18 protein-coding genes are annotated in these 12,965 nt (G+C 55.9%); 11 read left to right on the top strand and 7 right to left on the bottom strand.

The window, feature by feature from the left end; all coding sequences use genetic code 11:
• Nucleotides 1-57: 57 nt before the first annotated feature.
• From murA to mlaF, 7 genes are all read right to left on the bottom strand, one after another.
• Nucleotides 58-1,317, bottom strand: coding sequence for a UDP-N-acetylglucosamine 1-carboxyvinyltransferase (gene murA / locus ABLV78_RS02650; protein ID WP_045394960.1), 1,260 nt, complete (start codon nucleotides 1,315-1,317; stop codon nucleotides 58-60).
• Between the two features lie 54 nt (nucleotides 1,318-1,371).
• Nucleotides 1,372-1,626, bottom strand: a complete 255-nt coding sequence (gene ibaG / locus ABLV78_RS02645) for a BolA family iron metabolism protein IbaG (RefSeq protein ID WP_015369504.1) — start codon at nucleotides 1,624-1,626, stop codon at nucleotides 1,372-1,374.
• Between the two features lie 136 nt (nucleotides 1,627-1,762).
• Nucleotides 1,763-2,053: a lipid asymmetry maintenance protein MlaB gene (mlaB, locus tag ABLV78_RS02640; RefSeq protein WP_015369503.1), complete on the bottom strand. Its 291-nt coding sequence runs from the start codon at nucleotides 2,051-2,053 to the stop codon at nucleotides 1,763-1,765.
• Entirely contained in the window at nucleotides 2,053-2,688 is a 636-nt protein-coding gene (gene mlaC / locus ABLV78_RS02635) for a phospholipid-binding protein MlaC (RefSeq protein WP_045394964.1), read from the bottom strand. Before mlaC ends, mlaB begins: the two co-directional genes overlap by 1 nt.
• A gap of 18 nt (nucleotides 2,689-2,706) precedes the next feature.
• Complete coding sequence (mlaD, locus tag ABLV78_RS02630) at nucleotides 2,707-3,258, bottom strand: outer membrane lipid asymmetry maintenance protein MlaD (RefSeq protein WP_045394997.1); 552 nt, start codon at nucleotides 3,256-3,258, stop codon at nucleotides 2,707-2,709.
• Between the two features lie 4 nt (nucleotides 3,259-3,262).
• The gene (gene mlaE / locus ABLV78_RS02625; protein ID WP_015369500.1) at nucleotides 3,263-4,045 is read right to left on the bottom strand and encodes a lipid asymmetry maintenance ABC transporter permease subunit MlaE; all 783 of its coding nucleotides are present in this window, start codon (nucleotides 4,043-4,045) and stop codon (nucleotides 3,263-3,265) included.
• Nucleotides 4,046-4,052: 7 nt separating this feature from the next.
• Entirely contained in the window at nucleotides 4,053-4,865 is an 813-nt protein-coding gene (gene mlaF / locus ABLV78_RS02620) for a phospholipid ABC transporter ATP-binding protein MlaF (protein WP_015369499.1), read from the bottom strand.
• Nucleotides 4,866-5,071: 206 nt separating this feature from the next.
• Between mlaF and ABLV78_RS02615 the strand changes: the two genes are divergently transcribed.
• Genes ABLV78_RS02615 through npr form a run of 11 tightly spaced genes read left to right on the top strand, consistent with a single transcriptional unit; the run spans nucleotide 5,072 to nucleotide 12,956 of the window.
• The gene (locus tag ABLV78_RS02615) at nucleotides 5,072-6,049 is read left to right on the top strand and encodes a calcium/sodium antiporter (RefSeq protein ID WP_047044703.1); all 978 of its coding nucleotides are present in this window, start codon (nucleotides 5,072-5,074) and stop codon (nucleotides 6,047-6,049) included.
• Between the two features lie 14 nt (nucleotides 6,050-6,063).
• Nucleotides 6,064-7,050, top strand: a complete 987-nt coding sequence (kdsD, locus tag ABLV78_RS02610; protein WP_015369497.1) for an arabinose-5-phosphate isomerase KdsD — start codon at nucleotides 6,064-6,066, stop codon at nucleotides 7,048-7,050.
• Between the two features lie 14 nt (nucleotides 7,051-7,064).
• Entirely contained in the window at nucleotides 7,065-7,631 is a 567-nt protein-coding gene (kdsC, locus tag ABLV78_RS02605) for a 3-deoxy-manno-octulosonate-8-phosphatase KdsC (RefSeq protein WP_015369496.1), read from the top strand.
• Nucleotides 7,628-8,203 (top strand): LPS export ABC transporter periplasmic protein LptC, encoded by a 576-nt coding sequence (gene lptC, locus ABLV78_RS02600; protein ID WP_047044700.1) that lies wholly within the window; start codon nucleotides 7,628-7,630, stop codon nucleotides 8,201-8,203. Before kdsC ends, lptC begins: the two co-directional genes overlap by 4 nt.
• The gene (gene lptA / locus ABLV78_RS02595) at nucleotides 8,172-8,717 is read left to right on the top strand and encodes a lipopolysaccharide ABC transporter substrate-binding protein LptA (protein ID WP_015369494.1); all 546 of its coding nucleotides are present in this window, start codon (nucleotides 8,172-8,174) and stop codon (nucleotides 8,715-8,717) included. The genes lptC and lptA overlap by 32 nt, the downstream gene beginning before the upstream one ends.
• A gap of 6 nt (nucleotides 8,718-8,723) precedes the next feature.
• Nucleotides 8,724-9,449: an LPS export ABC transporter ATP-binding protein gene (gene lptB, locus ABLV78_RS02590; RefSeq protein ID WP_004206203.1), complete on the top strand. Its 726-nt coding sequence runs from the start codon at nucleotides 8,724-8,726 to the stop codon at nucleotides 9,447-9,449.
• 47 nt (nucleotides 9,450-9,496) lie between these two features.
• On the top strand, nucleotides 9,497-10,930 hold the full coding sequence (rpoN, locus tag ABLV78_RS02585; RefSeq protein WP_047044697.1) for an RNA polymerase factor sigma-54: 1,434 nt from the start codon (nucleotides 9,497-9,499) through the stop codon (nucleotides 10,928-10,930).
• A 22-nt stretch (nucleotides 10,931-10,952) separates the two neighbouring features.
• Nucleotides 10,953-11,240, top strand: coding sequence for a ribosome hibernation promoting factor (gene hpf / locus ABLV78_RS02580; protein ID WP_004125711.1), 288 nt, complete (start codon nucleotides 10,953-10,955; stop codon nucleotides 11,238-11,240).
• Between the two features lie 58 nt (nucleotides 11,241-11,298).
• Nucleotides 11,299-11,787 (top strand): PTS IIA-like nitrogen regulatory protein PtsN, encoded by a 489-nt coding sequence (gene ptsN / locus ABLV78_RS02575; RefSeq protein WP_015369492.1) that lies wholly within the window; start codon nucleotides 11,299-11,301, stop codon nucleotides 11,785-11,787.
• A 45-nt stretch (nucleotides 11,788-11,832) separates the two neighbouring features.
• A complete protein-coding gene (gene rapZ, locus ABLV78_RS02570; RefSeq protein ID WP_015369491.1) occupies nucleotides 11,833-12,687 on the top strand; it encodes an RNase adapter RapZ in 855 nt (284 codons plus the stop codon).
• Nucleotides 12,684-12,956: a PTS phosphocarrier protein NPr gene (npr, locus tag ABLV78_RS02565; RefSeq protein ID WP_002918431.1), complete on the top strand. Its 273-nt coding sequence runs from the start codon at nucleotides 12,684-12,686 to the stop codon at nucleotides 12,954-12,956. The genes rapZ and npr overlap by 4 nt, the downstream gene beginning before the upstream one ends.
• Nucleotides 12,957-12,965: the final 9 nt, after the last annotated feature.

The following is a 12,965-nucleotide window of genomic DNA, read 5'->3' as shown; positions in this document are numbered from 1 at the left end:
GGGAGAGCTCGATAACAGCCCCCGGACGGACGTCAGAGGGCTGCTACCGAAGCGGGACTACTCGCCCTTGACGCGTTCGATATTCGCGCCCAGAGCCTGCAGTTTATCTTCGATGCGCTCATAGCCGCGATCGATGTGATAGATACGGTCGACGATGGTCGTCCCTTCCGCAATACAACCCGCCAGTACCAGGCTTGCGGATGCACGCAGGTCGGTCGCCATGACCTGTGCGCCGGACAGCTTCGCGACACCATGGCAAATCGCGGTATTGCTCTCGATTTCCGCGTGCGCGCCCATACGGATCAGTTCCGGAATGTGCATGAAGCGGTTTTCGAAGATGGTTTCGGTGATAACGCCAGTCCCTTCAGCCACCAGGTTCAGCAAGGTGAACTGCGCCTGCATGTCGGTTGGGAAACCCGGGTGCGGCGCGGTACGCACGTTGACCGCTTTCGGACGGTTGCCGTGCATATCGAGGCTAATCCAGTCTTCACCGACTTCAATATCCGCGCCAGCTTCGCGCAGCTTCGCCAGCACCGCATCCAGGGTATCCGGCTGCGCATGGCGGCACATAATTTTACCGCCGGAGATCGCCGCCGCGACCAGGAAGGTACCGGTTTCGATACGGTCCGGCAGCACGCGATAAACGCCGCCGCCGAGACGCGCGACGCCTTCGATGGTGATACGGTCGCTGCCCTGGCCTTTGATTTTCGCGCCCAGCGCGTTGAGGAAGTTGGCGGTATCGACGATTTCCGGCTCGCGCGCGGCGTTTTCGATAACCGTGGTGCCTTCAGCCAGCGTCGCCGCGCTCATGATAGTCACGGTCGCCCCTACGCTCACCTTATCCATCACGATATGCGCGCCTTTCAGACGCCCATTGACTGATGCCTTCACATAGCCTTCTTCCAGTTTGATTTCCGCGCCCAGCTGTTCCAGGCCGGTAATATGCAGGTCGACCGGACGCGCGCCGATAGCGCAGCCGCCCGGCAGAGAAACCTGACCCTGACCGAAACGCGCCACCAGCGGCCCCAGCGCCCAGATGGAAGCGCGCATGGTTTTCACTAAATCGTACGGAGCACAGAAAACATTTACCGGACCGGCATCGATCCATACGGAACCATTGCGCTCGACCTTCGCGCCCAGCTGGCTCAGCAGCTTCATGGTGGTATCGATATCTTTCAGCTTCGGTACATTCTGGATTTCAATCGGCTCTTCGGCTAACAGCGCGGCAAAGAGGATTGGCAGGGCAGCGTTTTTAGCGCCGGAAATGGTGACCTCGCCCTGCAGGCGAGTCGGCCCCTGAACACGGAATTTATCCATTGATTCTGTTCTCGGTTAAAAATTCATCAACGCTGTAGGGAACATCCCTACAGCTTAAAAGCCATTAAGTTTGCGATCGCGCGCCCATTCTTGCGGGGTAAACGCTTTGATCGACAGCGCATGAATGCGATTGTCGGCAATATATTCCATCAGCGGCGCGTAGATAGCCTGCTGTTTTTTTACCCGGCTCATGCCGTCAAACATCTCACCCACAGCGATAACCTGAAAGTGGCTGCCATCGCCAGAGACGTGGACTTCCTGAAGGGAGAGTGCGTTCATCAGCACGGTCTGAATTTCATGATTTTCCATGGGATCACATTTTTCTGAGTGTGAAAACAGCCCAACATCTTAGAGGAAAGTGGCGCTGTCTTAAACAAGCAAAAAGCCCCATCGAACAGATTGATGGGGCTTTCAGAATAGCTTCAGCATTAACCTACTGAAAAATTTACGGGATCATGTCTGCCGGAAGGTTGTAAAGACTCACCAGCGTTTGCAGGTTTTCGCTTTTTCCTACCACTTGCGCCGTTTTGCCCTGCCGGCGTACCAGCGCGACAAAATGAACCAGCAACGCCACTCCGGCGCTATCGACCCGCGAAACGTCGCTGAGGTCGATAGTGGATACGCCGTCGGTGGCCTGCGCGCGGGCATTCCACAGCGGCAGTATAAATTCCTGATCCAGTTCGCCGCGCAACGCCAGGCGTTCACCGTCGCGGTTCCAGCTCAGTTGCTCGCTCATTATTTTTTCTGTTCCAGAGTGATAGGCTGGGCAGAAATAGCTTTCAGCTGCGCGGTCAGACCGTCAACGCCTTTCGTACGCAGCAGATCGCTCCACTCGTTTTGTTTGGTAGTGATCATGCTGACGCCTTCGGCGATCATGTCATAAGCCTGCCAGTTGCCGGTCTGGGTATTTTTACGCCATTGGAAGTCCAGGCGTACCGGAGGACGGCCATTCGGGTCGAGGATGGTGACGCGAATCGGTACGATGGTTGCGCTGCCCAGCGGCTGCTCAGGCGCAATTTGATAAGTCTGCCCGTGATACATGGCCAGCGCCTGACCGTAAGCCTGTTTCAGATATTCGCGGAAGGCGGCAAAGTAGGCTTCACGCTGTGCAGGCGTCGCCTCTTTGTAGTAACGGCCCAGCACCAGCGCGCCGGCGTATTTCACCTGCACGTAAGGCAGCAGTTCCTGATCGACGATATCACGCAGATAGTTTGGGTTCGCTTTGATCTTCGGCTGTTCGTTCTTCAGACGATCGAAGGTCTTCTGCGCCGCCTCGTCCATCAGCTTATACGGGTTAGTTTGATCCGCGGCATGCGCGGCGGTCAGTGGAGCAATCACCAGCATGGCGACCATGAGTAAGCGTTTAAACATATCTTGTCTCTCCTGAAATTAATGCGTCATGCCGGCCTGCGGCGTAGCGTCAGTATGACTCTCAGCCGCCGCCTTATCATTGTCAGAATTCTGATTATCGCCGCCCTTGCTGTTATAGAGGAACTGGCCTATCAGATCTTCCAGTACCATCGCGGACTTGGTGTCCTGAATCGTACCGCCGTCTTTAAGAATAGCGGTGCCCAGTTCCGGATCTTCGAAACCGACGTTCAGCGCCAGGTACTGCTCCCCGAGCAGGCCGGAAGTACGAATCGCCAGCGAACTGGTATCCGGAATGTGGTTGTAGCTTTCGTCGATATCGATGGCAACACGCGGCAGATAGGTTTTCGGATCGAGGGTAATATCGGCAACGCGACCGACCACCACACCGCCGATACGCACCGGTGAACGCGCTTTCAGACCGCCGATGTTATCGAAGGTCGCATAAAGACGGTAAGTCGGTTCGGTACGCAACGAGGTCACGTTCGCCGCCTTCAGACAGACAAACAGCGCCGCTAGCAGCGCCGCCAGTAAGAACACACCTACCCAGATCTCATTTTTTTTCGTTTGCATGAACTTAATTCCCAAACATCAGCGCAGTCAGCACAAAATCCAGCCCCAGAACCGCCAGCGACGAATGCACCACGGTGCGCGTCGTTGCCCGGCTAATTCCAGCGGAAGTGGGGATAGCGTCATAACCATTGAATAACGCAATCCAGGTTACCGTAACGGCAAAAACCAGACTTTTAATCAGGCAGTTAACCAGATCCATTCGCCAGTCGACGGCATTTTGCATCGCGGTCCAGAAGAACCCTGCGTCGATGCCTTTCCAGCTTACGCCAACCAGCGAACCGCCCCAGACCCCCACGGCGACGAAAATGATCGTCAACAGCGGTAGCGAGATGACCCCGGCCCAGAAGCGCGGCGAAATCACCCGGCGCAGCGGATCCACCGCCATCATCTCCATGCTGGAGAGCTGCTCGGTCGCCCGCATCAGGCCAATCTCGGCGGTTAACGCCGAACCGGCTCGCCCGGCGAACAGCAGCGCGGCCACCACCGGCCCCAGTTCGCGCAGCAGCGACAGCGCCACCAGCATGCCCAGACTGGTCTCAGCGCTATAGGTCGTTAATACCAGATAACCCTGCAGCCCCAGTACCATTCCGATGAACAGCCCCGAGACGATAATAATCAGCATCGATAGCACGCCGACGTTATACAGCTGGCGTACCAGCAGCGGCGCATGCTTGCGAAATTCCGGCTTGCCCACCACGGCATTAAACAGCATTAATCCGGCGCGCCCGAAGGTCGCGGTGGTTTTGATGCCGCGGTGTCCGAGCGCTGCCAGCGCATTAAATAGCATGAGTCGTTTAGCTCCCTTTGCCTAATAAATCATGGTGGTAATCGCCCGCAGGATAGCGGAACGGCACCGGGCCGTCAGCGATGCCATCAATGAACTGGCGCACGCGCGGATCGCTATTTTCACGCAGCGATTGCGCGCTGCCGTGGGCAACGATTTTCTTATCCGCCACGATGTAGGCGTAATCCGCAATGCTCAGCACTTCCGGTACGTCGTGCGATACCACAATGCAGGTCACTCCCAGGGTGCTATTCAGCTCTGAGATAAGTTTAACCAATACGCCCATGGTGATGGGATCTTGTCCGACGAAGGGTTCGTCAAACATGATCAGATCCGGCTCAAGGGCAATCGCCCGCGCCAGCGCCGCGCGCCGCGCCATCCCGCCGGAGAGTTCAGAAGGCATCAGTTTCGCCGCGCCGCGTAGCCCAACCGCCTCCAGCTTCATCATGACGGTGGTATGCAGCAGCGCATCCGGCAACTGAGTATGTTCGCGCAGCGGGTAAGCTACGTTATCAAACACGTTCATATCGGTGAATAGCGCGCCGGACTGAAACAGCATGCTCATGCGTTTACGCACGGTATACAGCCGCGAGCGCGTCATTTGCGGCACGTTTTCGCCGTCAAACAGGATCTCGCCGCTGTCCGGCGGGATCTGGCCGCCGATCAAACGCAGCAGGGTCGTCTTGCCGATCCCCGATGGCCCCATAATGGCGGTAATCTTGCCGCGAGGCACCGATAGCGAGATATCATCGAAGATGACGCGGTCGCCCCGAGAGAAACGAATACCGCGAACCTCGACTAAATTCGCCAGAGTTTGGCTCATAAAATCATCCTTACTAAACCTTCGGGCTAAGCATGGCGCTTTCTTTCACCACAAACCCAACATTTTTACAGAATCTTACCTGCCCGGGTTAGCGAAAGCTGGCATTTGTTTTACTTTTGCCACACATAAAGTCAAAATTAAGAATTCGTTACGCTGCGTACGGACGGCCAGCAAGGCGACGATTATACCTGAAGAAAGGACTTTAGATGCTCTTAGCAACGGCTCTGTTAATAATTGGTTTACTGCTGGTCGTTTACAGCGCCGATCGTCTGGTATACGCCGCTTCAATACTGTGCCGCATGATGGGGATCCCGCCGCTCATCATCGGCATGACTGTCGTGAGCATCGGTACCAGCCTGCCGGAGATCATCGTTTCCGTCGCCGCTTCCCTGCACGGACAAACCGATTTGGCGATCGGCACGGCGTTGGGATCCAATATTACTAATATTCTATTAATTCTCGGTCTTGCCGCCCTGCTCCATCCATTTACCGTGCATTCTGATATCCTGCGCCGCGAATTGCCGTTAATGTTGCTGGTCAGTTTACTGGCGGGATTTGTACTTTACGATGGTCAACTGTCGCGTCTGGACGGGCTGTTTTTACTGGCGCTAGCCATACTGTGGCTGGTGTTTACCCTAAAGATAGCGCGCCTGGCGGAACGCCAGGGCAGCGATAGCCTGACCCGGGAACAGCTGGCGGAGCTGCCGCGCGGCGGTTCTCTGCCCGTCGCCCTGCTGTGGCTCGGGGTGGCGATGATCGTCATGCCGATGGCCACCCGCATGGTGGTGGATAACGCCACGGTGCTGGCGAACTATTTCGCCATTAGCGAGCTGACGGTCGGCTTAACGGTTATTGCTATCGGCACCAGCCTGCCGGAACTGGCCACCGCTATCGCCGGCGCACGAAAAGGGGAAGACGATATCGCCATCGGGAATATTATTGGCGCGAATATCCTTAATCTTGTGTTGGTACTCGGGCTGCCAGCGTTAATAGCCCCTGGCGCCTTCCCTGCCGAAGCTTTTACGCGCGACTACAGCGTAATGCTGCTGGTCAGCGCTATCTTCGCGCTGCTGTGCTGGCGGCGCAAACGGCAGCCGGGACGCGTAGCGGGCGCCTTGCTGGTCGGCGGCTTTATGGTTTGGTTGGCGCTACTGTTCTGTTCTGCGCCGTTCTTCATTGAATGAATTGGGATAACATCATGTCGCAAATAGATTTGCCAACGGATTTTGACTTTCAACAGGCAGGACGTCAGGTTCTGGAAATTGAACGTGAAGGTCTGGCCCAGCTCGATCAGTATATTAATGAAGATTTCACCCGCGCCTGTGAAACGATTTTCCGCTGCGGCGGTAAAGTCGTGGTGATGGGCATGGGTAAATCCGGTCATATCGGGCGCAAAATGGCGGCGACTTTCGCCAGTACCGGTACTTCGGCTTTTTTTGTCCATCCCGGTGAAGCGGCTCACGGCGATCTGGGGATGGTCACGCCGCAGGATGTGGTCATCGCGCTATCCAATTCCGGTGAATCTAATGAAATTCTGGCGTTGATTCCGGTGCTTAAACGCCAGCAGGTGCCGCTTATCTGCGTCACCAGCCGTCCGGACAGCAGCATGGCGCGCGCCGCCGATATTCATCTATGTGTGAAAGTGCCGAAAGAGGCCTGTCCGCTAGGACTGGCGCCGACCTCCAGCACCACCGCCGCGCTGGTGATGGGTGACGCCCTTGCCGTAGCGCTGCTCGAAGCCCGCGGCTTTACCGCCGAAGATTTCGCCTTGTCGCACCCCGGCGGCGCACTTGGTCGTAAGCTGCTGCTGCGGGTCAATGATATTATGCATACCGGCGATGAGATCCCTCACGTCGGCCTGCAGGCCACCCTGCGCGATGCGCTGCTGGAAATCACCCGTAAGAATTTAGGCATGACGGCCATCTGCGATGACGAGATGAATATCATCGGCATCTTCACCGATGGCGACCTGCGCCGCGTCTTCGATACCGGCGTCGATATGCGCAACGCCAGCATCGCTGAAGTCATGACCCCAGGCGGGATCCGCATTCGTCCGGGCATGCTGGCGGTAGATGCGCTCAACCTGATGCAGTCCCGCCATATCACCTGCGTGCTGGTTGCCGATGGCGACCGACTGCTAGGTGTGGTACATATGCACGATCTGCTGCGCGCTGGCGTAGTGTAAGTAAGGATAAAATAATGAATAATGCTGATGCCCAGGTCGACACCTGCTACGGGCCGGTAAGCCAGGAATTTATCGACCGGGCGGCGAAGATCCGTTTACTGATCCTCGACGTCGACGGCGTGCTTTCCGACGGCCTTATCTATATGGGCAACAACGGCGAAGAACTGAAAGCGTTTAACGTCCGCGATGGCTACGGGATCCGCTGCGCGCTGACTTCCGGTATTGAAGTCGCGATTATTACCGGGCGAAAAGCTAAACTGGTAGAAGACCGCTGCCAGACGCTGGGCATTACGCATCTGTATCAAGGTCAGTCCGATAAGCTATTGGCGTTTCGCGAATTATTAAGCAAACTGGCGGTTCGCCCCGATGAAGTCGCGTACATTGGCGACGATCTGATCGACTGGCCGGTAATGGCGGAGGTCGGTTTAAGCGTCGCCGTCGCCGATGCGCATCCGCTGCTGCTCCCGCGGGCGAACTATGTCACGCGAATTAACGGCGGACGCGGCGCGGTACGCGAAGTCTGCGATTTGTTACTATTGGCGCAGGGCAAGCTTGATGAGGCCAAAGGGCAATCAATATGAGTAAAACCAGACGTTGGGTTATCATCTTACTATCGCTGGTCGCGTTGATCCTGATCGGCCTGAACCTGGCGAGTACGGACGACACCGCGACCGTCGCGGTCAATCCTAACGATCCGACGTATAAAAGCGAGCATACCGATACCGTGGTGTACAGCCCGGAAGGCGCGCTGAGCTATCGTCTGATAGCCGAGCATGTCGAATACTTTTCCGAACAAGAAGTATCGTGGTTCACCAACCCGGTAATGACTACCTTTGATACCAACAAGGTTCCGGCCTGGTCAATCAGAGCGGATAAAGCCAAGTTAACCAACGACCGTATGCTGTATCTTTACGGCCACGTTGAGGTCGACGCGTTGAGCCCCGACTCTCAACTGCGCAAAATTACCACCGATAACGCGCAGGTGAACCTGGTGACCCAGGATGTAACCTCTGACGATATGGTGACGTTATACGGAACAACATTTAATTCCAGCGGCCTGAAAATGCGCGGGAACCTACGCAGCAAAAATGCCGAGCTGATTGAAAAGGTTAGAACCTCTTATGAAATTCAGAACAAACAAACTCAGCCTTAACATTGCGCTCGCAAGCGCGCTTCTGGCCGCCAGCCTGCCGGCTCTGGCAAAAACCGGCGATACCGATCAGCCGATTCACATCGAATCCGATCAGCAGTCGCTGGATATGCAGGGTAACGTCGTGACCTTCACCGGTAACGTGGTCGTTACCCAGGGGACCATTAAGATCAATGCCGACAAAGTCGTGGTTACCCGCCCTGGCGGTGAAAAAGGCAAAGAGGTGATCGACGGTTTCGGCAATCCGGCCACCTTCTATCAGATGCAGGACAATGGCAAACCGGTGAAAGGCCGCGCGTCGAAAATGCATTATGAACTGCAGAACGATTTCGTGGTGCTGACCGGTAACGCGCATCTGGAACAGCTGGATAGCAATATTCAGGGCGATAAAATCACCTATCTGGTGAAGGAGCAGAAAATGCAGGCCTTCAGCAACAAAGGCGGTCGCGTGACTACGGTACTGGTGCCTTCGCAGTTGCAGGACAAAAGCGGCGATCAGCAAAAGAAAGGTAAGTAATCCGTTATGGCAACATTAACTGCAAAAAACCTCGCCAAAGCCTACAAAGGCCGCCGCGTGGTGGAAGACGTCAGCCTGACCGTCAACTCCGGTGAAATCGTCGGTCTGCTGGGCCCGAACGGCGCCGGTAAGACCACCACCTTTTATATGGTGGTGGGCATCGTGCCGCGCGATGCCGGCAACATTATCATTGACGATGAAGATATCAGTCTGCTGCCGCTGCACGCGCGCGCGCGCCGCGGCATTGGTTATCTGCCGCAGGAAGCCTCTATCTTCCGCCGCCTGAGCGTCTACGATAACCTGATGGCGGTGCTGCAGATTCGCGACGATCTCAGCAGCGAGCAGCGTGAAGATCGCGCTAAAGAGCTGATGGAAGAATTCCACATCGAACACCTGCGCGATAGCCTGGGCCAGGCGCTCTCCGGCGGTGAACGCCGCCGCGTCGAAATCGCCCGCGCGCTGGCGGCGAACCCCAAATTCATCCTGCTGGATGAACCGTTCGCCGGGGTCGACCCCATCTCCGTTATCGATATTAAACGCATCATCGAACACCTGCGCGACAGCGGGCTTGGCGTACTCATTACTGACCATAACGTCAGGGAGACGCTGGCGGTCTGTGAACGAGCTTATATCGTAAGCCAGGGCCATCTCATCGCCCACGGCACCCCGCAGCAAATCCTTGAAGACGAGCAGGTTAAACGCGTGTACCTTGGGGAAGACTTCAGACTCTGATAGGGTAGAGGTTATAGACGTTTTAGCCGGAGATATTGACCCTGAACATGAAGCAAGGTTTGCAATTAAGGCTAAGCCAACAGCTTGCCATGACGCCCCAACTGCAGCAGGCCATCCGCTTGTTGCAGCTGTCTACGTTAGAACTCCAGCAAGAACTCCAGCAGGCGCTGGAGAGTAACCCATTGCTTGAGCAAACCGATCTTCACGAAGAGGTTGAAACCACAGAAGCCGAGGACCGCGAGTCCCTGGATACCGTCGACGCGCTCGAACAAAAAGAGATGCCGGATGAGCTGCCGCTGGACGCCAGCTGGGATGAAATCTACACCGCCGGCACGCCGTCGGGTAATGGCGTCGACTACCAGGACGATGAACTGCCGATCTATCAGGGTGAAACCACCCAGAGCCTGCAGGATTATCTGATGTGGCAGGTTGAGCTCACGCCTTTCACCGATACCGACCGCGCGATTGCCACCTCCATCGTCGATGCCGTTGACGATACCGGCTACCTTACTATTCCCATTCAGGACATTGTCGATAGTATCGAAGATGATGAAATTGGCATTGAGGAAGTGGAAGCGGTACTCAAACGCGTGCAGCGTTTCGATCCGGTCGGCGTCGCCGCCAGGGATCTCCGTGACTGCCTGCTGATCCAGCTTTCACAATTTGCCAAAGAGACGCCGTGGCTGGAAGAGGCACGGTTGATCATCAGCGAGCATCTTGATCTCCTGGCCAACCACGATTTCCGCAGCCTGATGCGCGTCACCCGCTTGAAAGAAGACGTTCTGAAAGAGGCGGTTTGCCTGATCCAGTCGCTGGATCCGCGGCCGGGGCAGTCCATACAAACCAGCGAGCCTGAGTACGTGATCCCGGATGTGCTGGTGCGCAAGGTTAGCGGCCGCTGGGTTGTCGAGCTCAATTCCGATAGCATTCCGCGGCTGAAGATTAATCAGCAATACGCGGCGATGGGCAATAATGCGCGCAACGACGCCGACAGCCAATTTATCCGCAGCAACCTGCAGGAAGCCCGCTGGCTGATTAAGAGCCTTGAGAGCCGTAACGATACCCTGCTGCGCGTCAGCCGCTGCATCGTCGAACAGCAGCAGGCCTTCTTTGAGCAGGGCGAAGAATTTATGAAACCGATGGTGCTGGCGGATATCGCCCAGGCCGTCGAGATGCATGAATCAACAATTTCACGCGTTACCACGCAAAAATATCTGCACAGTCCACGCGGTATTTTTGAGTTGAAGTATTTCTTCTCCAGCCATGTGAATACCGAAGGCGGCGGCGAAGCCTCGTCTACCGCCATTCGCGCGCTGGTGAAGAAGTTAATCGCCGCGGAAAACCCCGCGAAGCCGTTGAGCGACAGCAAGCTCACCACCATGCTCTCCGATCAGGGTATTATGGTGGCACGGCGCACTGTTGCTAAGTACCGAGAGTCTTTATCCATTCCGCCGTCAAACCAGCGCAAACAACTGGTCTGACACAACCGATAAGGAAGACACTATGCAGCTCAACATTACAGGACACAACGTCGAGATCACTCCTGCTATGCGCGACTTCGTCACCACGAAGTTCAGCAAACTGGAGCAGTTTTTCGATAGGATCAACCAGGTCTATATTGTGTTAAAAGTAGAGAAGGTGACGCAAATCGCGGACGCCAATTTGCATGTCAACGGTGGCGAAATCCATGCCAGTGCGGAAGGGCAGGATATGTATGCCGCTATCGATGGTCTTATCGATAAGCTGGCAAGACAGTTAACAAAACATAAAGATAAACTGAAACAACACTAATTGTCCGGGCGATCGCCCTTATCCGCAGCCCGCGGATAAGGGCAGCTCAGGTGAAATTATGATGAACAACGATTCCGCTCTACAACTGAGCAATGTCCTTAACCAGGATTGTACCCGTAGCCAGGTTCACTGCCAGAGCAAGAAACGCGCGCTGGAAATCATCAGCGAACTGGCGGCGAAGCAGCTAGGTTTGCCGCCGCAGGTGGTCTTTGAAGCGATCCTGACCCGTGAAAAAATGGGCAGTACCGGGATCGGCAACGGCATTGCGATCCCTCACGGCAAGCTTGAAGAGGATACCCTGCGCGCCGTTGGCGTATTTGTGCAGCTGGAAACGCCGATCGCCTTCGATGCGATCGACAATCAGCCGGTTGATCTGCTGTTTGCGCTACTGGTGCCGGCCGATCAAACCAAAACCCACCTGCATACGCTCTCGCTGGTCGCCAAACGTCTGGCGGACAAAACCATCTGCCGTCGCCTGCGCGCTGCGGTGAGCGATGAAGAGTTGTATGAGATCATCACCGAAGCAGGAAGCAGCGATGACGCTTAACGTGAGTCGCGCCTTAACCTTTATCGTACTGAGGAGAAACGGTACATGGTACTGATGATCGTCAGCGGCCGCTCTGGCTCGGGGAAATCCGTCGCCCTGCGAGCGCTGGAAGATATGGGCTTCTACTGTGTGGATAACCTGCCGGTAGTGCTGTTACCTGAGCTGGCGCGAACGCTGGCCGACCGCGATATCTCCGCGGCCGTCAGCATCGACGTGCGTAATATGCCGGAATCACCGGAAATCTTTGAACAAGCGATGCAGAACCTGCCGGAATCCTTCTCCCCGCAGCTGCTGTTCCTTGATGCCGACCGCAATACCCTGATCCGCCGCTACAGCGATACCCGCCGCTTGCATCCGCTCTCCAGCAAGAATTTGTCGCTCGAAAGCGCGATCGACGAAGAGAGCGATCTGCTCGAGCCGCTGCGCTCGCGCGCGGACCTGATCGTCGATACTTCCGAAATGTCGGTGCATGAACTGGCCGAGATGCTGCGTACCCGCCTGCTAGGTAAACGCGAACGTGAATTGACGATGGTCTTTGAATCATTCGGCTTCAAACACGGTATCCCGATCGATGCCGATTACGTTTTTGACGTCCGTTTCCTGCCGAACCCGCACTGGGATCCGAAGCTACGCCCCATGACCGGCCTCGATAAACCGGTTGCCGCCTTCCTCGATCGCCATACGGAAGTGCATAACTTTATTTATCAGACCCGAAGCTATCTGGAGCTTTGGTTGCCAATGCTGGAAACCAATAACCGCAGCTATCTGACGGTGGCCATTGGTTGTACCGGCGGTAAGCATCGCTCGGTCTATATTGCCGAACAGCTGGCTGACTACTTCCGCTCGCGCGGTAAGAACGTGCAGTCTCGTCACCGGACGCTGGAAAAACGTAAATCATGACCGTCAAGCAAACCGTTGAAATCACCAACAAGCTGGGCATGCATGCGCGCCCGGCGATGAAGCTTTTCGAGCTAATGCAGAATTTCGATGCGGAAGTGTTGCTACGCAACGACGAAGGCACGGAGGCGGAAGCCAATAGCGTTATCGCCCTACTGATGCTCGATTCCGCCAAAGGTCGTCAAATTGAGGTGGAGGCCAGCGGCCCGCAGGAAGTCGAAGCGCTGGCGGCGGTGATCGCGCTATTCAACGCCGGGTTTGATGAAGACTAAGCATCTCCC

The organism is Klebsiella sp. CN_Kp075, from assembly GCF_040065055.2.
GTDB classification, from domain to species: Bacteria; Pseudomonadota; Gammaproteobacteria; order Enterobacterales; family Enterobacteriaceae; genus Klebsiella; species Klebsiella aerogenes.
The sequence above is the reverse complement of the archived record's forward strand: the minus strand, read 5'-3'. Positions and strand labels throughout refer to the sequence as shown.